This is a genomic window from Burkholderia sp. ZZQ-2 (genome assembly GCF_050768715.1).
In the GTDB taxonomy this organism is placed as follows: domain Bacteria; phylum Pseudomonadota; class Gammaproteobacteria; order Burkholderiales; family Burkholderiaceae; genus Burkholderia; species Burkholderia cepacia.
In genome coordinates this window covers 64180-84836 of the sequence record NZ_LDVA01000261.1, presented here as the reverse complement: position 1 = coordinate 84836, position 20657 = coordinate 64180, and the positions used below count along the sequence as shown (strand labels likewise).

Below are 20657 nucleotides of genomic sequence, written 5' to 3'. Positions count from 1 at the left end.
GCGGTCATGTCCGATACCACAACCTCGTCGCCCCGGATTGTTGGCGAACGCAAGGCGATTCTCAATTGCAACCGGCCGCAGGATGCGTGCGTCAATACCGACGTGCAAAATCGCTTTCCGTGCACGACGATCCTGATCCATGGTGTGAATGACCTCGGAACGGATTTCGGTACGGTCGAAGGCGGACTGTGCGAAGGATTGAACGACCGCCTCGGTCGTTCCGATTTCAAGGGCGCCGAGTACTCGCACGGCCGCATGGCGAACGACCCGAGCAAGGTGAGCGTTGCCGACATGATGAAGAACATGGACGATGTCATTTATCGTCGGCAGGAAAGCGAAGAGACAAAGAGTCCGTTGATTCCGTTTTATTGGGGGTTACGCGTCGGAAAGGAGGATTTGCCCCGAGACCCCAATAAGGAGACCGTCAACGGCCAGTACGTCGACCGGTTCGGCAACCGCCTTGATGAACACCGCGCGCGCAACGGCGGATTCTTCGCCAATGCGACCAATAACATCCCCGACATGTTCGACTCGAATTTCAAAGGGGGAATGACGACGAAAATTCTCGACCGGATGCAGGGCGACCCGACGCACCCGCTTCGCGAAGCGGAAAATCGGCATTACATGGTGCTGGCAGCTCGGCGGCTCGCGGCATTGGTGCGGCAAATCCGCCTTGTCGATCCGGACGGGACAGTCAACATCATTGCGCACAGTCAGGGCACGCTGATATCGCTGCTCGCCCAGGCCTATCTCGTCGAGGGGCTGATTCCAAACCAATGTGGCCCGGCCGACCGTCCTGCCGACACGCTGGTCCTGATCGACTCGCCCTACAGCTTGAGCGAGGAGTTCATGGATCGGTTGCTGCAACGCGGGGACCAGCAGCAGACGGCTTACGCGCGTGCAAAGACCCTGGCAAATCTGGCCGGGCATGTGGCGAACGGCAAATATCCGACGCCGCCGCTCGAACAATTGAAATACGAGCCAGGACGGGACAATTTTGGCGTCGTCGGCCCAACCTGGGATCCCGCGCAGGCGACGCGCCTGAGCGGGTTGCAAGGCAACGAATGCGTCGTGTTCGCCGAGCGCGACAATCGCGGCAAAGTGTATATGTACTTCAGCCCGGAGGATGCGACCGTCGGTCTGCGCGGCGTCAATGGCATGGGGTGCTCGGGCTTGCCCGACTCAATCGATGTGCGTGCGGCGCAGCGGGGAAGCAAGCTCGAGAAAATTAATCTGCTGTCGGCGGCTTTCCGGCAGCGTGTCTTTACCCGGCGTCTGCGGCAGGGCAAGCCGGTTCAGGTTGGTACGCCGCCCGGGAACTTTACGGTGCGGGAAAAGGGCGAAACATCCCATGGCTTGCCTGGCGGCTTCACGACATGGGTGAAATCGACGCAGATAGACGTCGGCACCGAGCGCAATATCAATGGCGAAGCATTGACGCCACCGTTCGATCCCGAAATGGAAGGCAATGTGCTGCCTGGAACGGAGGCAACGCCGCTCTCGGAAAAAAATACCGGAGAGTATGCGCCCGGCAAACAAGCCATTGACCAGCTCGAAGCGGAAATTGCCCTGAGCACGAACAGTGGCGAAGGTGCGTTGCAGCCGTTGCCTGCACAAATCATCGACTGGCCAACGAGCGAGGATGGGACGTTGCCGACCTCCGCTGAGGTGGAGGCGTCGTTGAACGCGGGCAAGGATCCCGACGATCAGTGCAAGGTCGGCCGGGTCGTGTCGACGGTACCGCCGTCGCCCGGGCACATCGTCGTTTATCGTCAGGAGACGCTCAACGAAGCCAAGGTTCGGCTGATGAATGAACATCCGGGAGAAAGTTCATATCACTCGGCGGTCATGAGCGGTCGTAGAAATCACCGCTGTGCGACCGCATTCGATGTGTCGGTAGGCCAGGCGCGTGCGCTCGACGATCCGGACTGGGCAAAACTCCTGCGGGCTATTGCTGATTGGAGACTTCCGGAGAGCGATATAGTAAAAGCCGAGAGAAAACTCGGCAAAAAGCTCGACTCCGTAACGTCCGACATAGTAAAAGCCAATTGCAGCTATTACGAAAGCGGAGTTTTCCCGGAAGACGATATCGTGCCGAAGGATTTTCCTGAAGGTGTGGTCAGTGAAACCAGGAAAGATCGAAATAGTGAAGTTGTAAAAGAAGCACGATCGGTACATTGAAAAATTGACGCGCCATGATTACGACAAACGTCACACGACCACCGGCTGCACGAATATTTCTGCTTTCACTCGCAATCCTGACTCTCTTGTGGATTGCAGTCGTCGAATTTGTTGTTGGAAGGGAGGGATTCTTGGGAGGAAATATTGCAATGTATCGACGCTTGTCGCTGTTGATCTTGCCGCCGCTGTTGTTGGCGGCAGGCGTCAGTATCGCCTATGGCGCCTCGTTGCGTAGAGACTCGCCGCCTCGAGACACGCCGGCGGCCGCTCGTCCATCCAGCGCAAACGAAGCTGTCGTTGCCGGGGACGGGTCCAGGGATGCGCGGTTCACGTTGGAAATACGCCGTTTTGGCGTCGCCGTTGACCGGTTTCGCCAGCGTGCGCTATTGATGCGGCTGGACGAGGCAGGGGGCAGCGGAACGTTGCTCCTGCAGGATCCCAAACAATATCCGTGGTCGAGTAGCGATCGAAGCTTTGCGGGACATAAGCGCGAGAACAACGTCTTCGGCTATACGTTGCGCGGATGGGTCGATTATTGGCCGATTCCCGTGATAGTGGCCGGGCCGCCGCGAAACGAGAGTGATCCGGATGCGGACCGGATGGCAACCCACATCAGTAGTGCGGATAACGGGGCGGGGATTGGTAATACCCTTTATACGAGACTCGATGAAATACATACTGCGCACGGGGACGAGGTAGTCTCTAGAGTATTTGATATCTTTGACCGCGAGCCGGACTTGCCGGCAGTGGTATTGCTGGTTGAGGATGGAATCAATACGCGATCCTATTTGGGCACTCCGGGCGCCGATTACCTGGGTTTGTCCACAAAAGATGGAAACTTCGTACCAAAGAATCCTGACAGTTACGTTGCGTTGCTGGTGACGAGAAAGGACCGAGTTGACCGACTGATTCGTCCATATGTGGTGGACGCACCGGAGGCAATCGACAACAGCCAGACCCAATATGACGTGATCAAGCTGTGGAATTATTTCTGGCAGCTTCAGAAAGCCCACTGGAAGAAGGGTGAAAAGGAGATGCCGGTGGATTATTGGCAGGCGAAGCTCTCCGAGTTCTGGAAGACTGCGTCGTTGAAGATGCCGGACGGCTTCAAGCCGAACCCGTGGGTGCCGATTCCCTGGACCACGTGGCAGTTGAAGGAGTATGACAAATGGCCGGTTCTGGCCAATCTGCATCGGCCGGTGCGAGTCGATCTGAGCAACGGGCACGGGGCGCCGTTGAAGAAGGGCGAGCGAATCGAAAAGATCCGCGCCGGCTGGCAGCAGGCTGTGGGTGCGCTTGCGCCCGGCGAGCAGCCGGGACGCATGTTCTACGATACTGGCGCCTCGACCGCCAATCTCGCGTTGCTGGTGCAGTCGCTGCACGACAACCCGCAGCATGTCGATATTGACGATCCGAAAGACGCCTTCGACATGCAGCGCCGTATCGGCGGCGACACCGGAACGAGCTCGATCTGGGTCCAGACCGCGCTGGCGCTGATGATGGGTTATGGCGACGGGAAGACGAGCGCACTGATCAACCTGCGGGATCCGCTGCATGCCACGATCGTCATGCTGACACCGCCGGACGCCGCGTCGCGGCAGGCGCATCCGCAGACGTTCAGCTGGGATTTCTGACGGACCGGATCGACACGTCATGGGTCAAAAGCGATACATCATCGAAGGCGATGTGCACAGCCACGGCGGACGCGTTGTGTCCGGGGCGCCGAACTCGCGAATCAACGGGCGTGCGATTGCACGCTTGCACGATCCCGCGATTTGCGAGATTCACGGCCTGACCTTCATCGCAACGGTGTCGGGCCGCGCCCGGTTCGACGGGCAAGTTGCTGCCTGCGATGGCGACTTGCTGGCATGCGGAGCACGCCTGATCGCGAGCCAGGATCAGACCGGCGGCTGACGGAAATACGGGGCACGTGGGCGGTGCGCCGGTCAAGCCGGGCCGGCCTCGCCCGATCGTGCCTGTGACGCTCAGATCACGAATTCCATCGGCTTCGTGCCGCATTGCGCATCGGGCAACGGCTCGCCACGCTGCGCCGCGGCCAACAACCGGCCGATCGCAATGTGGACCACATCGGCGCGCACGCTCGACGGGGTGAAGCCTGCGGCGTTGTCGAGTCCCTCGCGGTGTGCACGCATGATTCGCACGTCTTGCTGGATCACGGAATGCGTGTAGAGGTGCAGCAGCGGTTTCAGCGCGCGCAGCACCGCGGCCGGCAAGGCAAAGCGATAGGCGATGTACGTATAGACACGCGATCGACGCGTGTCGAGCGGCGTGATCTGGCTGATGATCAGAAAACTCGAGCGGCTGCCCCAGTGATAGTCGCACCGCGTGACGTTCGGTGCATAAAAATGATCGGTATGTCGAAGCGGTTCCCTGGACGGATTGGTCAGCCAGTCCAGCATGCCGATCTTGTCGCCGTCATCGTGATACGTGACCTCGACGCTCTGCTGCTTGAGTTCGACGGATGCCCGTAGTCGCCGTCCAGTGGATGAGCGGAAGATCCGGTCGTGCACGAACACCGTATGCGGGACGTCCATGAAGTTCTCGACCAGCGCACCGAGGTCGCCATCGAACGTATTGACCATGTAGTACGACTGCCACGGCCGTTCGCCGTAGTGCGGCATGTCGAACGGCCGCTTCAGCGCTGGATCGTCTCGCCCGCGATAGACCCAGACGAGGCCGTGCCGAGTCAGCACCGGTAACCTGCGCTGACGATACGGGTAGGTCGTACCTGGCGGTGCTGCGCTCGCGCCGTCGATGCTGGGAATTCGGGTCACGCTGCCGTGCTGGTCATAATGCCAGCCGTGATACGGACAGACGAGGCAGTCGTCGACGACCTTCCCGGCCGACAACCGGGTGCCGCGATGCACACATTGATCGACGAGCGCGACGATCTCGCCGCCGGCCGCCCGGAACAACACGATGCCGAGGCCGAGTACCCGCGTGCCGAACGGCTTGTCGCGCTTGACGTCGGCTTCGGTGCCCGCGACGTACCATTGTTCGACCAGCGCGCCGAAGGCGTCGCCATCGGCGTCCGGCACGGATTCGTCGCACGGGGGATGCGTCGATGCGATCGATATGTTCAACATGAGCACGTGTCCTCGATGAAGGCGCGGAGTGCGTTCGCCACGGCGGGCTTGGCCACCAGGGCGCGGGGTTTGACATCGCCAGCCCGGATGCCTGCGCGCTCGTGGGCTCGCTGGACGAGATCCGCCAGCTGGGCGGCGCCCCCGGGCACGCGAACCGCGCGCAACGGGCCAAGCTGGCCGACCGTGCGTGCGTGCCGGTAGTGAAAAGCGCGGACGAGAGCCTGTTCCAGCGCATCGCGCAAGGCGGCGACGTCCTGCGTACCGCTGGCAAGCAACAGCAGGTAGTGGGGCGGATCCGCGTCTGCGCACGGAATCACGCAACCTTCGTCACCCGGTTGCAGCACGTCGGAAAGCGACGCAGCCAGATAGGCTTCGTCCAGCTTTTCACCGACCAGATCGCTTTGCGTGCCAGCCCGCCCGACGAAGGTCACGCATGGCGTTCGTCCCGCATATCCGGTCACACGGACCCGATCGCCGAGCCGATAGCGATACAGGCCGCCTCCGGTCGTCACGACGACCTCGACCGTATCGCCCGGCTTCAGTTCTTCCACGCCAATCGCGGTTCCGTCGTCGAGCAGAAACTCCAGGAAGTGGCTGCAGACGGCGAGGGGACAGCCGGTCGTATCGCCGAACGGCAGGCTGACCACCGCCTCGGTGGAAAACAAGCCTTTCGGAAGCCATGCCGCCTGCGGAAACAAGGTGCGGGCATGTGCGGCGTAGCCTTTGCTTGGACCGTCCATCCAGCAACTCACTGCCGCGAGCTGCGGCCACAGCCGGCCGCAGTGGCCGTCGTCGAGTGCGCGTCGCAGCGCTGCCATACGGCTCGACGGTAGCGAATCGAACAGGAAGGTGAGCGTATCGCGGCGCTGCGGTTCGGCGTGGTCGAACAGCGGACGAAGCAGACTGGTCAAGAAGGTCGGGCTCCATACGCTGATGAAGGCCAGATCATCGGCGGAGATAAGCGCGCGTAACGTTTCGTTGCGCCACGCCCGATCATTACCCGACAGTGACGGGGCGACGAGTGTCGGCAGTAGATCGACGAGCGGGCTGCCGGCCAGGTAATCGAGATCGCTGTCCGATCCGATCATGATGCCGTTGGGAGCGCGTTCGCGCGCTTGCATTGGCGGTGACATCGACCAGTACGCGCGCCCGGCCGCGACGCCGGGCACGGTGCGATGCAGATCGGAGAGCCAGACGATCAGCGCGAACTGCAATTCTTCGAGAAAGGCTGGCGTATAGGGAATGAGCTTTTGCTGCTCGCTGCCGCCGCTCGTGCGCTCGAAGAAGCGTGGCGCCTGGTCGGTCAGGATCGGAGCGGACTCCTCGAGGGCACGATCGATCCATCGGGACATGCCGGCGTAGGAGGTTGCCGGCACGCGTTCGCGAAATTGTGCCGGATCCGCGATATCGGCAAACCCGTTGGCCATGCCGAACGCTGTGTTCCGATTCGCGGCGAGCAAGCGTGACAGAAAGGTTGCCTGCGCGTCGCCCGGCGCATCGAGTGCGGTGAGCCATGCGCGACGGAAAGGTTCTGCAGCAGCGCTAAACGCGGCCCACGCATCTTGTGCACGCACGTGCATCCTCTCGTCAGAAATAGGTTTTTTCGAGCTGTGTCAGATCGCTGGGCAAGCGCCGGGGCGCATCGAACACATGCAGCCAACCGTACCACAGCGGTCGCGTCTCCGCCGCGTCGGAGCGTGCATGAAGCTCCTGCCAGCGCAGGCTCGGATGCCGGTGATGCGTCAGGTTGTAGTTGAAGTTGAGGAATGCCCAGCGGATCAGTGTGGGGGCACGCATGTTGTATGTGCCCTCGACAACGTCGAGCGGCGTGTGCATGTGATACACCCATTGGAGCGACGACCACGAAAACGCGAATGCGAGATAGGCAAGCGCGATATCGAGCACGCGCCAGTCCAGCAATGCGCCCAGTGCGATCCACGCGGCCACGCCTGCGAGGGTTTCGTAGCGAATTCGTCGAAATTCGGCCTGGTCGAAGTCTTTGAACGCAGCCGCATACGTGTTGTCGCGTCCGTACTTCGCCCAGCCATACGGGACGCGACTCGGAAGCACGGCGAGGACGAAGCTGCCCGCGAAACTCGCGAACCAGATGCCGCCGACGATCGCCGCGTAGTATTCGATTCGCTTGCGCCACAGCGAAGCGTCCGGCTCGACGAAGTCCACCCGCTCCGCGAGCGTTCGATTCCGCACGTGGTGACCGAGATGATTCACGTGGATCAGCGTTGCGGCCGCGCCGAACATCGCCGATGCCCACCACATCATCAGGTAGTTGACTGCCCCGCGCCGATGCCCGAAACCGTGGAAAGTTTCGTGCATCATCGAAAACACACCTTGCATGATCAGGCAGAACGGTACGAGCGACACCCAGCGCAAGGGGCTCGTACCGTGCGACAGCCACGTCAGGATGCCGGCCCATGCAACGCTCTGCAGCGCGAGCACGCAGAGATTCAGCCGATCGAACCGTCGCGAACATTTATCTATGGCGCTTGCATTGGCAACGAACATACAATTCGGACATGGATGGTGGCGGCGACGCAGAGCATACCTTCGATCGCCATCATCGAACAATACGCCCGCCTGCGCTGATCTTGCGCGTTACGCCACGATCGATCGCGACCATGTCCGCCAAACGAACCGACGATTCCATGCATGAGCGCTGCAACGACGCGGCAGACATCCGTCGGCGCAATCCGCGTTTTTGTTTTGCCGACCATATTCCGCGCTATTGGTATCGTGACAAACGCCTCGTGACGCGCTTTTTCGACGCGTTCTCGATCATGTTTCCGCTCGGCGAGAAGTTCTTTGTCGATAGCGTGAGGCAGTACCGCGACGCGCTGCCGGTCGATGGCACACTCGCCGCTCAAGTGGATGCTTTCCTGTACCAGGAAGCTGCTCACATCCGCGAGCATCGCGCGTATAACCGGCGCCTGGCTCGCCAGGGCATGCCGGTCGACGCACTCGAGGCGCTCATGCGGAGACGGCAGCAACAATGCCGGCGTGTCGCGTCGCCGCTGCTTCAATTGACCTTTACGGCATGTCTCGAGCACTACACGGCTATTCTGGCCGATCTGCTGTTGCGCGATCCGGCCATTCTTGACGGCGTCGACCCGTCGATGGCCGCGATCTGGCGATGGCATGCGATCGAGGAAACCGAACACAAGGCCGTCGCGTTCGACGTATTGCGCGCTTGCGGCGGCGGCGCGATCAAGCGCTATTTCATACGGACGGCGGCGATGCTCGGCGTCACGGCATGCTTCATCGTCGATCTGGGCTATTTCATCGTGCGTCTCGCGCGTGCCGACCGCGGCGCCGGCAATTGGCGAAGCTGGGCACAGCTTGGCTGGTGGCTGTTCGGCGCGCCGGGCATCGTTACCCGCGTGCTGCCCGCATGGCTGGTATGGTTCTCGCCGCGTTTTCACCCTGCGCGAATCGGAAATCCGGCCACCCTGGCTGCTGCCCGTGCGGCACTCGCTGCCGACGGCGTGACAACGGAGCCGGCATGAGCGCACGGCGTCCGGCATGGTCGCCGTCCGGCTTCGACGAGTGGCGGCAACACTACCCATCGACGCCGTTCGAACCGGCGCCCGCAGCAATCGACTGGACCGGGCATTTCATCGAATGTTGGCATGCGCATGGCGGCCGCGCATTCCCGGACACCGTCGTCGTGTTGATTGCGGGACTCTATTCCGAGTGGATACCTGCCTGCTTCCGGCATGCCGTGCGGGCGTTGCGTGCCGCGCGCTACCCAATCCTGCGTGTGCCGGTCCGCTCGTCTCGCGCGGTTGCCGAGCAGGGCGCGCATATCGTGCGCTACCTGTATGCGCGCCTGCCTGCTGATCGCCGCTTTATTGTCCTCACCCATAGCAAGGGCGGGCTCGATGCACTGGCGGCGCTGCATGCGGATTCAGGGCTTCGTGCTCGCTGCGACGGTATCGCACTCGTGCAGCCGCCCGTCGGCCCGAGCGCGATCGTCGACGGCCTGCTCGGGCAACGGGGGGCGCGCATCGATCCCGCATGGTTGGGTCGAGCCGCCGGGAGATTGTTGCGCACACGCTGGCTCCATGCAGGCTCGCGCGATATCGGCAGCGAGCGCGACGCCGGCATCGCGAATCTGTTGTCTGCGGTGCCCGGTGGCCTGCACTGTGTGCATGTCGTGAGCTGGTCGATAGAACGCACGTCCCGGTTCGATGCACATCACTCGCGCCTCGACCGCTACCGTCCCGGTTGTGCGCATGACGGACAGTTCTACCTGGACCACCAGACGATTCGCGGCATGCCTCAAGTATGCGTGCCGCATCTCGACCATGGCCAGCCTGTACTCGGCGGCGCCGGTTTCGATGCGGGGCGTTTCTGGCTTGCACTCGTTGCGCTCCTGAACGACACGCGAGCGGCAGCGGTCGCGAGCGGTCAGACGAGATAGATCTCGAATCCCGGGATCGCTTCGGTGCCGCCCGGATCGAGTGCGGTCGCGCCGGGCGTCGATAGCGTATACAGATCCATCGGCAGCGCGGTGTACCGATAGCCGCGCAACGCGGACCATAGCGGATCGTGATCGTACAGGCAAAGCTGCAGCAACGCATAGCGGCTCCGCTCTCGTTGCCAGACTGCATCGAGCAGCGCCTGTGCGATGCCCGGGTCGCGTCCGCTCACATGCAGATGAGTCAGGTAGATGTCCTGAAGCGGCTGGCCGGGTGCTGCGATGGGAGGGCGTCCGAGCAACGGCGCGACGGCGTTGACGCCGTGACGCAACGCACCGAGTGAGCGCGGCAGACGTTCCAGGACGATGCGCTTGATACGTCCCGCATCCCACGGAGCAACGCAGCCCACGATACGCCCCTGCGCGTTGCGTGCGATCAGAAAGCGCTCGATTCCGAAGTCAGGCCAGGCGTTCAGGCGGCGCGTGAATTCGTCCGCTGTAAAGACGCAGCCGAAGGGTTGGGAACGCGACTCCTGGTCCAGGAATGCGCGGAGCGCGTCGGCATCGGTGGCCGACGCGTTCATGATCCTGACGGAGTCGGCGCGCCGCGCAGCGATACGTCGCGCATAGATCGATACGTTACTGTAGCCGCGCCAATGTCGAAATCCGAGCCGGGTCCGCTTGCCTGTCCTGAATAGCGATTGCGTTGCGATCCGGTTGTCGCGAATGACGCAGCAGTACGTATGCTGCACATCTTCGTGCCGGGCGAGATCAGCGAGGCGATCGACGACATAATCGACCCACGTGCGTGCCAGTTCGCGATCGGGGGCGATGCGCAAGTCGCCGAGGTAAGCGATGCGCTGTTTCTCGCCGGCGAGGTAGCCGTCGCGAACGACCATGCTGGCCATTCCCTTGACGTGCCCGGCGCTGTCCTCCGCGAGCCAGGTTCGATAGTCGTTCGAATGGCACCGATGCAGTGCGAAGTAATCCGGTGAGCGATCGAAGCGAAGCGGCATCCCGCCGAGCATCGCGTAACGTGTTTGAAACGCGAGAAGCCGTTCGTTGTCGGACGCTGTGGCTGGCCGGATCCGCGTCATTGGCTCATTCACCGGCGAAGATTCGTCTTGCCATCGGGCGCAGGTTTTCCGGCTTCAGCTCACACAGGCAGACGAGCTCGTTTCCGTGCGCGTATTCTGGATTGCGTTCCAGAAAATAGGCGACATCCGGCAGCCGCCGATGCGCGTCAGGCACTTCGGCGAGGGCCGGGGCGAGGCGGCCTTGCGGTACAGGAAAATTGAGCACGCCGGACGCGGCGTCGTATGCGTGCCCGAAGCGCTCGACAGCCAGATGATCGAGCAGTGCCTGAATCGAGGGCTCGGTCGGTCGGTCGAATCGCGGGGTGAAATCATGCGCGAACGCTCGCAAGTAGCGGTACGTGCGATGCCCTTTGCAGATCAGAAACCAGTATAGTGCCAGGTCAGGCGAGTTGCGTTTGAGCTCACCGGCGAGTCGAATCCAGCAAAACGCGAGTTGCTGGCTGCCCCAGCAGGCCGGATCCACGATCGTGTCGCCGGAAAACAGGATGCGCAGTGTGGTGTCGCACCACTGCTGTTCATACAGTTTCAACGTGGAGAAGCCGCGCAGCTTGCCGGTGTCATCGCGCATGATGACGCAATGTGTCTTGTCGTCGAGATCGTGTTCGAAGCGTGCCCGTTCCGTATCCCGGTAACAGGCCGAATAGAGCGCGTACATGTGTGCAACGTCGACGTCGCGCAGCTGCGCACGTGTCATGGAACTGGCTCGAAGCGGCATAGCGTCGTTATTCATGCGAGCTGAAACGATTTATCATGATACGCGATTGAGCCGCTCCTTTTTTCACATGCGCGCCATACCTTCTGTTTCCCTCTCCTATATACCGTCAGCATTCGACGCGTGGCGGTGGCTCGCAATCTATGTCGTCGCGTCGGGCGCACTCTACTTCTGGGTCACACACGCGCCGATGGCGCCCGTGGTGGTGCTGCGTCCGGGGCCGTACGATGCGGTCATTCCGCGAGTGTCCGCCAGTGTGCCGCTTTATTTGAGTTACGCGCTCGTGATGCCGTCGATTGTCTGGTTCGGCCGAGGCCGCAATTGGCTGCTGCCCGCGTTTTTCGCCGGTGCGCTTGCCGCAGGCCTGTGCATCGTCAGTCATCTGTTCTGGCCGACTGCCGTGAGCCGGTCGCCGGCTGTGTCGGGATGGATCGCATGGCTGTATCGGATCGACACGCCACTCGCCGCGAGTCCATGCGGGCATGTTGCGTTGCCTGTGGCGGTAACCGTGGTATTGGCTGCGCTACGTGTCCGCGCAGCGCGCTATTACGCTGCGTGGAGCGCAATACTGGCGCTCACGGTCTTGACGACCGGGCAGCATCTGCTCGCGGACATGCTCGCGGGGCTCGCACTCGGCGTCGGCGTCGGCGGTGTGACGACCGCGCTCATTCGTCTCGACGTTGACCTGCGTACGGCTGCGGCATTGCTGCTTGAATGGCTATGTATCGTCGTTACGCTGCGAGTTGCGTTATCGGTGGGGCATTGGGGCGGTTACCTCGTCGCCGCTGTCATTGTCGCGACCCGGCAACACGCGTTATTCATTCTGTATCACGACGCGACACACTATCATTTGACCCGCCGTCGTTTCGCGAACGATTTTCTGATCAACCTGGCAATCGGCGTACCGGGACTCGTGCCCATCGAATTCTATCGCCCGCTGCATCTTGCACACCATCGACACGTCGGGACTGCGGACGATCCTGAGCGGAACTATCTGTACCACGCGCAGCCATGGAAATTCGAGCCACTCGACACACTCCCGTTCGTCCGGCAACTGCTCGGTGACTTGTTCGTGGTCAACATGGTGAAAAACATGCGCGCATACCGGCGCGCGAACGGGCGTGGTGCGTCCATGTCACTGCCGCTGCTCGCTGCGATATCGACATGGGGCATCCTGCTCGTGCCGCTCGTGCATGCATGCACGGTACGCGAACTGTTGACGCTGGCGGCGCTTTGGTTCGTGCCTCTCGTGACAATTGGCGCGCTGGTGCAGAAGATTCGTAGCATTGCAGAGCACAGTGGCGGGCCGGGTGTCACGGCCGGCTGGAATGACTGGACTTATTCGTGGCGTGTCGGGTTACTGGGCCGCTTCTTTATTTGGCCGTACAACATCAACTATCACCAACAGCATCATCGCGAACCCGGCGTGGCGTGGCATCGCTTGCCCGGATTACGTGCGTCCGACGAGCCGGTTCTGTCTTCGAGGCAATTGCTTGCATTGCTTTGGTCGGGCGCCTCGCGCCGTGGTAGTCAAAGATAGAAAATCCCTTTCAAGACACGATGAAGTTCCCCCTCGATCCAGGAGCGAAAGATCGGCACGGCCCGTTGCGATCCGTCTGACGCGTGCCGCGCAACTCCGATCGTGAATTGAGCGCCACCATTGTCTTGACACGCCGTGGATTCATCAACCGCAGTGCGAGGCTTTGTCCGGAACGACAGGGTCAACCCCACACCAATGCACAGCGGTCAGGCGGCATCCACGCGCACTCGGCCCGGATGAATATTCATGCGGATTGTCTTCGTATCGAGAGGCGTCATGCCGCCAGACCTGGGCAGCTTCGAGTGCTAATCCCTCACGCCCTGCGCCGAGCTCATGAAGTTGACGCTGATCCGCGTGCCCTCGATTTCCGGTTCCTTGGGCACGCAGTGCACCCAGTCTTGCTGCGCGCGCCCTCCCATCACCACCAAGTCTCCGGAAGACGGTTTGAAGGTCATGGAGCGGCCGCCCTTGATCGGCTTGATCAGGAACCGGCGTATCGTGCCGAGCGTCAGGACGGGGACGATGCATTCGAGCTTCCGGCACGAGCCGTGGTCGCGATGCCAGCCTGTACTGTCTTGTCCGTTGCGATAGAGGTTCATCCACAGGCCGTCGTATTCCACGCCGTAGTGACGCGACAGCGCGCAGACGGCCTGCAGCAGGCGCGCGTCGGGCACATCGGCGACATGCTTGTAGACCGCCGTCATGCGCGGCTCGCGAAACACCTGGTTGAACATGCGCCGATCGTGCTCCAGCCACGGAACGCTGTTGCGCAACTGCTCATAGAGCTGCGACGCCCCTGAAATCCATCCGGGCACGATTTCGATCCAGGAATGAGCGTCGAGATCGAAACGCCTTGCCGATCGAAAGGACTCGTCTATCGAGAATTCGGCTTCGCTGCTTCCGAACAAATCGCTCTGTGCAGGTACCGTGCTCGGGATCCGTGTGATTGAATTCATCGTGCAAGTTGATCGCTTCCGGGGGTGACGAGTCACGCGGCCGGGAAAGGTGTCGATATGAGTCGTAGTCAGGCCGAAGCACCGTGATTCATCGCATGCCACGCACGCAGCACCGAATAGCCGCGCCAGGGCCGCCATTTCTCGGCGGCTTGTGCCGCGGCACGGGCGCTACCCACGCCCAGGGCCTTTTGCAACGCGACGTCGCCGGCGGGAAAGGCGTCGGGCCAACGCAGCGCGCGCATGGCGATGTACTGCGCCGTCCAGTCGCCGATGCCGGGCAACGCACACAATTCGGCGCAAGTCGCAGCGACGTCTACGCCGGGATGCAAAGCGATGCGCCCGTCCTGCACGGCGTGCGCCAGCGCATGCAGCGCGGTCTGGCGTTGCCGCGTGATGCCCAGGCGGCCGAGCTCATCGCCGGTGGCGGCCGCCAGGGCAGCAGGCGTGGGAAAGAGACGATCCAGACCCGCGACAGGCGTTTCGATCGGATCGCCGAAGGCCGCAACCAGTCGCGCGCCCAGTGTGCGTGCAGCGGCCACGGTGACCTGCTGGCCCAGCACGGCGCGCACCGCCAGCTCGAAGCCGTCCAGTGTGCCCGGCACGCGCAAGCCTTCGCCCGACGGGAATGCGGCGTGCAGAGCCGCGTGGATGGCGATCGGGTCGGCGTCCAGATCGAACGCGGCGCGCACACGGTTGATCAGCGCCGGCAGGGCGGCGGCCAATGAATCGCTGATCGTCAGCACGGCCTGCGCGCGATCTTCGTCGAAGCGAGCGCGCAACCAGCCGCTACGCGCCTGCGTCCCTTGCACAAGCCGCAGCGTTCGCGTGTATTCCAGGCCCGCGACCTGCTCGACGCCGGGCAACGCGCGCAGGCGCAAAAAGCCCACCATTGCCTGTACGTCATAGGGAGGCCGCCAGCCGAGTCGCACGGTCACGCCTTGTCCATCGGTCGTGGATCTGGCCCGGCGCAAGGCGCTGGGATTCAGGCCGTAGTGGCGCGAGAAGGCATCGTTGAAGCGTCGGACGCTGGAAAAGCCGCTGGACGCCGCGACCTGGCTCATCGGCAATCGCGTGTCGGCAATCAACTGCTTGGCCGCCAACAGCCGGCGTGTTTGAAGGTACTGAAGCGGCGACACGCCAAAGTGTGCGTCGAAAATGCGGCGCAGATGGCGGTCGGTCACACCCAGCCGTTGCGCAATGCGCGGCATCAAGCCGCCGCTCGACTGCCCGAAGGTCGGGCGCGCGGAGGTCATGTGCCGCCATGCGTCGGGTTCGTCCATCAATCTTGCGGCCTGCAGGGCCAGGATGCGCGAAGCGTCCTCCGTGCTCCAGGATGCCGCGCGCGGGGCCAATTCGGGGCGGCAACGCAAGCAGGGCCTGAAACCGGCCGCTTCTGCCTCTGCCGCGTGACGGTAGAAGCGGAGGTTCTCGCGACGCGGTGTCTTCACGCGACACACCGGACGACAGTAGATGCCGGTGCTGGTGACGGCCGCGAAAAAGGAGCCGTCGAAGCGCGCGTCGTGCGCCTTCAGCGCCAGGTAGCAGGCGTCGCTGTCGGGGGTGTCGATGGGGGTAGGCATGGGTGACATCGTATATCCCGCGCGCCCACGACGTGCGCCATTTTCGGACATGTGGTCTGTCGGCTTTGCGCCGCCAAACACCGGGCATCTCGAGCATCCGGGACGGCAGAAAATGATTGCGCGGTTCGGCCCCGCCAACCTCACGGAACGCGGTATGCGCTTGACTTCAAGGTGATCGGGAACCTGGATCGGGCGTGAGACAGTGCCGTGCGCTCACAAAACGGACCGGCCCTCACGACGGCGCATTCTCGTTCCCTCGCAAGATTCGGAGTTGCCGCGCGACCTCTCCCCGGCAAGGTGTTGCTACGCGCAGGCCAGATGATCAAGCCGTGAGTGGCATGGGCCATAGCGGCCCCATTTCTTTGCGCGCCTGCCGCTTGCGGCGATGGTTGTTGCCGATGCGTTCCATCGGCCTCCTGGCGAGGCGATCACGGCGATCGGATCGTCGACGCCTTGCCTGCGTCCAGCCGTTGCCGGCAATCGATCGTGACGCGGCGGCGTGCCGGTACCCGCTTGCCCGCCGACACCCCCGAAACATCGGATGCGACACCTTAATCCCGCAGTAACTCTTGTAATGCAATTCGCCAAAACATCGAGGGTAATTATTTAAATCGCCGAAACCATTTAATTTATTTCCTTTTAATCAAACAAAACATCCGCGGCGGCAAAGGTATTTAAGTTCGCCTCGTCATTCAATGTGACTGCTTCCGTTCCAAGCAAGCCAGTCGGGGCTATAGAGGCGATTCGCATTTACGACCCTTTATATGCGATCTAAAAATCGGCCGAAAATGTAAAGCATTGCAATATCAAGGGGGGAGTTGAGTGTTTCGATTGCGATGCATGATTTTATTTGGCAGGATTTTCATCAGGTTGCTCGATTTCAAGACAACAATGCAGCCGGCCATTCAATCAGTCGAAACAACACGTGCCGGATGAGCAACGATCCGAAAGGAAGCTGACGAAGAAACGGATAACGAGGCGGCGAACGGGCGACATCGTTCGCGTTCATTGAAGCAATCGTTTGCCTGGGCGTCGATGCGTCACTCGAGCGACCCGGGCGGATTCGATACGGGGCAGCCATGGCGATACTCATGAACGATTCTTCCGGGGAAGCGTGCCTGCTCCGCGCGTATCACGTGTTCGGCCGGGATGCCGCGCGTTGCGATACGGTCATCCGGGATGCGTCGGTGTCCCGTGTTCACGCCCATATCCGCTGGGTGGGCGGGCTGTGGGAACTCCACGATCACAGCAGCAACGGCACGTCGCTGTCCGGCGTGCCGTTACGCCACGGCGATCACGCGGTACTGCAGCCGGGTGACATGATCCGGTTCGGCAGGGCCGGCATCGCGCCGTGGCGCGTCGATGCGCTCGACGATCCGGCCGATACGCTGTGGCCGATACGAGGCGCTGCGCATCCGATCGTGCTCGCGCCGCGCCAGATCCTGGCCGCCCGCGCCGCGCAGCCGGTCACGATCGTCCGGTCGCCGGCCGGCGAATGGCTGTGCGACGACACGTTGCCGCCGCGCGCGCTCCATGACGGCGACGAAGTATCGACCGGCGATGCCACGTGGCGCCTGGCACTCGCGCGCAATGGTTCGACGATGAGGCTCGCCGCCCCCGCCGATCCGGCCGTGCCGGCACAACTGCTCGAATTCCTCGTCAGCCGGGACGAAGAGCATGTGCGCATGCTGCTGCATGTTCGCGGCGGCGTGGTCGACCTCGGCGAGCGCGCGCATCACTACAGTCTCGTCACGCTTGCCCGCGCGCGCTCGGCCGACATGCAGGCCGGCTACGACGCCGCCACGCAAGGCTGGATCGAACTCGACCGGCTGGCGCGCATGCTCGGCATCGATACGTCCCATGTCAACGTGCAGATTCACCGCGCCCGGAGCCAGTTCGCGGCCCTGCCGGGGCTGGACGCGAGCCAGCTCGTCGAGCGCCGGCGCGGCAGCGTCAGGTTCGGCGATTTCCCGTTCCGCGTCATGCGCGGCGCGCATCTCGAATGCCAGTCGGTGCCGCCCGCTCAGCCGCGTATCGGCGTGCATCGTCCGGCGCCGGCCCCGGTAGTCCATTGCTCATGAACTCGAGAGAACCGGTCTCGGCGCCGGCCGTGCCCCTCGCGCCATTTGCGGAACTGGCCGGCAAGCGGCGTTACCGGCTCGGTTCGTTGCTCGGCGAGGGCGGCAATGGCGTGGTGTTTCGCGCGACCTGCTGCGAAACGGGACAAGCCGTCGCGATCAAGCTGATGCGGTATCACGCCGTGCGGACCGCGACGGAGCGCGCGCGCCAGCGTGCGCGCTTCCAGCGCGAGACGAGCCTGTGCGAGGCGCTGCGGCACCCGAACATCGTGGCCTTGCTGGACAAGGGGGAAGCGCCCGACGGCCGGCTGTTCGCCGTATTCGAGCTGGTGCAGGGCCGGACCTTGCGCGACCGGCTCGCGGCACAGGGGCCGCTGTCGGCCGTCGACACGGGCCGGCTGATGGCGGAGGTGCTCGACGCGCTCGCGGCCGCGCATCGCCGGGGCATCGTGCATCGGGACCTGAAGCCGCAAAACATCGTGATCGCGATGGCCGACGACGGGCCGCACGCGAAGCTCCTCGATTTCGGCATCGGTGCGTTGCTGCCCGGCGCGGAGGACATCGGGCGCCAGACCCTGACGCTGGCGACCGAGGTGCTTGGCTCGGCGTCCTATTGCGCGCCCGAGCAATTGCGCAACGAGCCGCCGACGCCCAGAAGCGACCTGTATGCGTGGGGCCTGGTCGTGATCGAATGCCTGACGGGCGAGGTCGTCATGCGCGGTGCGAGCGTGGCCGACATTCTCTATCAGCAGCTCAGCCCGGCGAATGTCGCGTTCCCTCCGCCGATCGCATCGCATCCGCTTGGCGCGGTATTGCGGCGCGCGCTGAGCAAGAACCCGGAGCAGCGCGCCGCGTCGGCCGACGAACTCGCGGAAGCGTTCCGCACGCTCAACTTCGCGTCGCTCGTCGGCCAGGTCGATGCCGGCCGCGCAAGCGGGCCGACGCATCCGCGCCCGTTCGCGCCGTACGGCGAGCCGATCGCAACGGCGGGCGGGTACCGTCAGATCACCACGCTGTGCTGTTGTGTGACGATCACCGGAGAAGGCCGGCGACGCCACGCCGGAGTCGATCACGACGCCCTGCTCGACGGCTACGAGGACCAATGGCAGACGAAGTGCGCGGATATCGCCGTCGGTTACGGCGCGCAGGTCGACGCACGGCTCGGCGACACGCTGCTGTTCCATTTCGGCCTGCAAGGCGACATCGATTGGCCGGCGCGCCGCGCGGCGCGCGCGGCACTCGACATGGTACGGGTGGCCGGGCGCGCACGACTGCCGGTGCCTGCGGCGGCCGGCGGCGACGCCGGTGGTGCAAGCTGGCGCGTCGAAGTGGCCGCCGCGATTCACGTCGGGCAGGTTCTCGCCCATGCGTCGCATATGTCGGGCGTATCGACGCCTGCCGCGGCTGCGCGGCTGCTGCGGCTTGCCGGGCCCGGACAGATTCTGATCAGTGACGATGCGCGGCTGGCGCTCGAACGGCATGCGGACTGTCGGCCGACCCCGTTGCGGCTGGCGCGGGCGGGCCTCGTGCCGCAGCCGGTTCACGAACTGCTCGGCGAGCGGCGCGCCGATACGCCGTTCGATTCGCTCGACGCCGGCATGCGGGCACCGATGATCGGCCGCGCGCGCGAACTCGACGTGCTCCTGCGCGCGTGGCAGGAGACGCTCGCACGACATCGTCGCGTGATGCGCGGCGAGCCTGCGCCGCACGGTGTGCCGCGGCTGGTCGTCGGCGACGCGGGGCTCGGCAAATCGCGCCTCGTCCACGAGTTGTGCGAGGTCGTCCGGGGCGAGGGTTCTGCCTGCGCGTATTGCGGGTGCCTGCCCGAGCGGGAGAATCACGCACTGTTTCCGATCCTGCGATTCATCGCCGCGCATTGGCATATCGACGCCGACGACCCGGCGGATCTCGCGCTCGCGGCTATCGACACCATGATCGCGCCGCTCGAATGCGATCACGCGGCGGCCCGTGTCGCACTCGCGACCTGGCTGGGGGTGCCCTGCGAAGGGACGAGGGTCCCATGGTCGAGTGCGCGCGAACGACACGCATTGTTCGACGTCCTCGAGCAGCTGATCGTGTCGCTTGGCAATGGCGCGCCGGTGTTGTTCGTCGTCGAGGATGTCCAGTGGATCGACCGCTCGACCGAGGATTTTCTTGCGTACCTGCGGCGCTCGCCGCGCGCGGCGGCGCTCGGCATCGTGCTCACGTCGCGCCCCGACCAGCTCGCGCGCTGGCGCGGCGCGACCGAACGCCTGGTGTTGCGCCGCCTGCCGCGCGACGACGCGCAGCGCCTGATGTCGGCATGCCTGGGCCCGGGCGAGCTCGATCCGCTCTGGCTCGACCCGCTCGCCCGGCGCACGGCGGGCATTCCGCTGTTCATCGAGGCCGTCGCGCGCGAGCTGACGATGGGCGGCGCGGACGGCACGCTCGCCGGGCTGCTGACGACGGCCCCCCGTCCGCTTCCGCTCAGTCTCGGCGGGATGCTCGGTCGAGCGTTCGACCGGATCGACGACGCGCGCGACACCGCGCAGCTCGCCGCGACGATCGGGCTCGAGGTGGATGCGCAACTGCTCGTCGCGGCTTCGCCGCATGATCGCGCGACGCTCGACGCGCACCTGCAGTTGTTGCTCGAGGAACGGATCCTGTACGCGCAACATCGGCGCGATCGCGTGGTCTATTCGTTCCGCCATGCGTTGATTCGCGATGCGGCCTATGAGTCGATGCCGCTCGACCTGCGGCGCGGCAATCAGGCACGCGTCGGCCGCGCGCGGGCGGCGTAAGCCGGTCGCGGCGCCGGTGCGCACGCGTTTGGCGTCGCTCATTTCTGGCCGCGTTTTGGTGCACGACGGCTTTACCCGGTGCCGGTGGATCTTGGGTGGTGCGCCCGGCCACGCAGCGAAGCCGAGTTGAATCCGGCACTGCTGTTTCCGTGACTTGACCGGTCGTCCGCCAGCGGAGCCGGGTTCCGGGC

14 protein-coding genes and 1 pseudogene are annotated in these 20657 nt (G+C 63.5%); 8 read left to right on the top strand and 7 right to left on the bottom strand.

Translation table 11 applies throughout. The annotated features are described in order from the left end of the window. Positions 1–6: 6 nt before the first annotated feature. The 3 genes from ABY44_RS19265 to ABY44_RS19255 all read left to right on the top strand — a co-directional run bounded on the left by ABY44_RS19265 (position 7) and on the right by ABY44_RS19255 (position 4095). A complete protein-coding gene (locus ABY44_RS19265; RefSeq protein ID WP_059699171.1) occupies positions 7–2181 on the top strand; it encodes a T6SS effector phospholipase Tle3 domain-containing protein in 2175 nt (724 codons plus the stop codon). Positions 2182–2330: 149 nt separating this feature from the next. Further along, positions 2331–3815 (top strand): type VI lipase adapter Tla3 domain-containing protein, encoded by a 1485-nt coding sequence (locus ABY44_RS19260; protein ID WP_060175061.1) that lies wholly within the window; start codon positions 2331–2333, stop codon positions 3813–3815. Positions 3816–3834: 19 nt separating this feature from the next. Beyond that, positions 3835–4095, top strand: coding sequence for a PAAR domain-containing protein (locus ABY44_RS19255; RefSeq protein WP_060175062.1), 261 nt, complete (start codon positions 3835–3837; stop codon positions 4093–4095). A gap of 71 nt (positions 4096–4166) precedes the next feature. Here ABY44_RS19255 and ABY44_RS19250 read toward each other — a convergent pair whose 3' ends face one another. From ABY44_RS19250 to ABY44_RS19240, 3 genes are read right to left on the bottom strand one after another with little or no spacing between them, the layout of a single operon-like run. After that, a complete protein-coding gene (locus tag ABY44_RS19250) occupies positions 4167–5288 on the bottom strand; it encodes an aromatic ring-hydroxylating oxygenase subunit alpha (RefSeq protein ID WP_081072672.1) in 1122 nt (373 codons plus the stop codon). Continuing rightward, positions 5282–6868 (bottom strand): GH3 family domain-containing protein, encoded by a 1587-nt coding sequence (locus tag ABY44_RS19245; protein WP_059699173.1) that lies wholly within the window; start codon positions 6866–6868, stop codon positions 5282–5284. The genes ABY44_RS19250 and ABY44_RS19245 overlap by 7 nt, the downstream gene beginning before the upstream one ends. Positions 6869–6875: 7 nt before the next feature. Beyond that, complete coding sequence (locus ABY44_RS19240; protein WP_230948767.1) at positions 6876–7745, bottom strand: fatty acid desaturase family protein; 870 nt, start codon at positions 7743–7745, stop codon at positions 6876–6878. 179 nt (positions 7746–7924) lie between these two features. Here ABY44_RS19240 and ABY44_RS19235 point away from each other — a divergent pair, with 179 nt between their 5' ends. Together ABY44_RS19235 and ABY44_RS19230 are read left to right on the top strand one after the other, a co-directional pair. Further along, a complete protein-coding gene (locus ABY44_RS19235; RefSeq protein WP_230948768.1) occupies positions 7925–8809 on the top strand; it encodes a metal-dependent hydrolase in 885 nt (294 codons plus the stop codon). Continuing rightward, complete coding sequence (locus ABY44_RS19230; protein WP_230949283.1) at positions 8704–9726, top strand: hypothetical protein; 1023 nt, start codon at positions 8704–8706, stop codon at positions 9724–9726. Before ABY44_RS19235 ends, ABY44_RS19230 begins: the two co-directional genes overlap by 106 nt. On the opposite strand, the gene ABY44_RS19225 is transcribed toward ABY44_RS19230, so the two are convergent. Beyond that, complete coding sequence (locus ABY44_RS19225; protein ID WP_060083147.1) at positions 9714–10820, bottom strand: hypothetical protein; 1107 nt, start codon at positions 10818–10820, stop codon at positions 9714–9716. The genes ABY44_RS19230 and ABY44_RS19225 overlap by 13 nt on opposite strands. A 4-nt stretch (positions 10821–10824) precedes the next feature. After that, the gene (locus tag ABY44_RS19220) at positions 10825–11514 is read right to left on the bottom strand and encodes a hypothetical protein (protein ID WP_230947163.1); all 690 of its coding nucleotides are present in this window, start codon (positions 11512–11514) and stop codon (positions 10825–10827) included. Positions 11515–11581: 67 nt separating this feature from the next. On the opposite strand from ABY44_RS19220, the gene ABY44_RS19215 reads away from it, so the two are divergent. Next, positions 11582–13072, top strand: coding sequence for a fatty acid desaturase family protein (locus ABY44_RS19215; protein WP_431641600.1), 1491 nt, complete (start codon positions 11582–11584; stop codon positions 13070–13072). 305 nt (positions 13073–13377) lie between these two features. On the opposite strand, the gene ABY44_RS19210 is transcribed toward ABY44_RS19215, so the two are convergent. Further along, the gene (locus ABY44_RS19210; RefSeq protein ID WP_196487931.1) at positions 13378–14028 is read right to left on the bottom strand and encodes an alpha-ketoglutarate-dependent dioxygenase AlkB; all 651 of its coding nucleotides are present in this window, start codon (positions 14026–14028) and stop codon (positions 13378–13380) included. A 68-nt stretch (positions 14029–14096) separates the two neighbouring features. Further along, complete coding sequence (locus ABY44_RS19205; protein ID WP_060175067.1) at positions 14097–15608, bottom strand: DNA-3-methyladenine glycosylase 2 family protein; 1512 nt, start codon at positions 15606–15608, stop codon at positions 14097–14099. Positions 15609–16687: 1079 nt separating this feature from the next. Between ABY44_RS19205 and ABY44_RS19200 the strand changes: the two genes are divergently transcribed. Both ABY44_RS19200 and ABY44_RS19195 read left to right on the top strand, forming a co-directional pair. Beyond that, entirely contained in the window at positions 16688–17689 is a 1002-nt protein-coding gene (locus ABY44_RS19200) for an FHA domain-containing protein (RefSeq protein ID WP_060175068.1), read from the top strand. Continuing rightward, positions 17686–20619, top strand: a pseudogene (locus tag ABY44_RS19195) (TOMM system kinase/cyclase fusion protein). The gene ABY44_RS19200 and the pseudogene ABY44_RS19195 overlap by 4 nt, the downstream one beginning before the upstream one ends. The last annotated feature ends 38 nt before the right edge of the window (positions 20620–20657 follow it).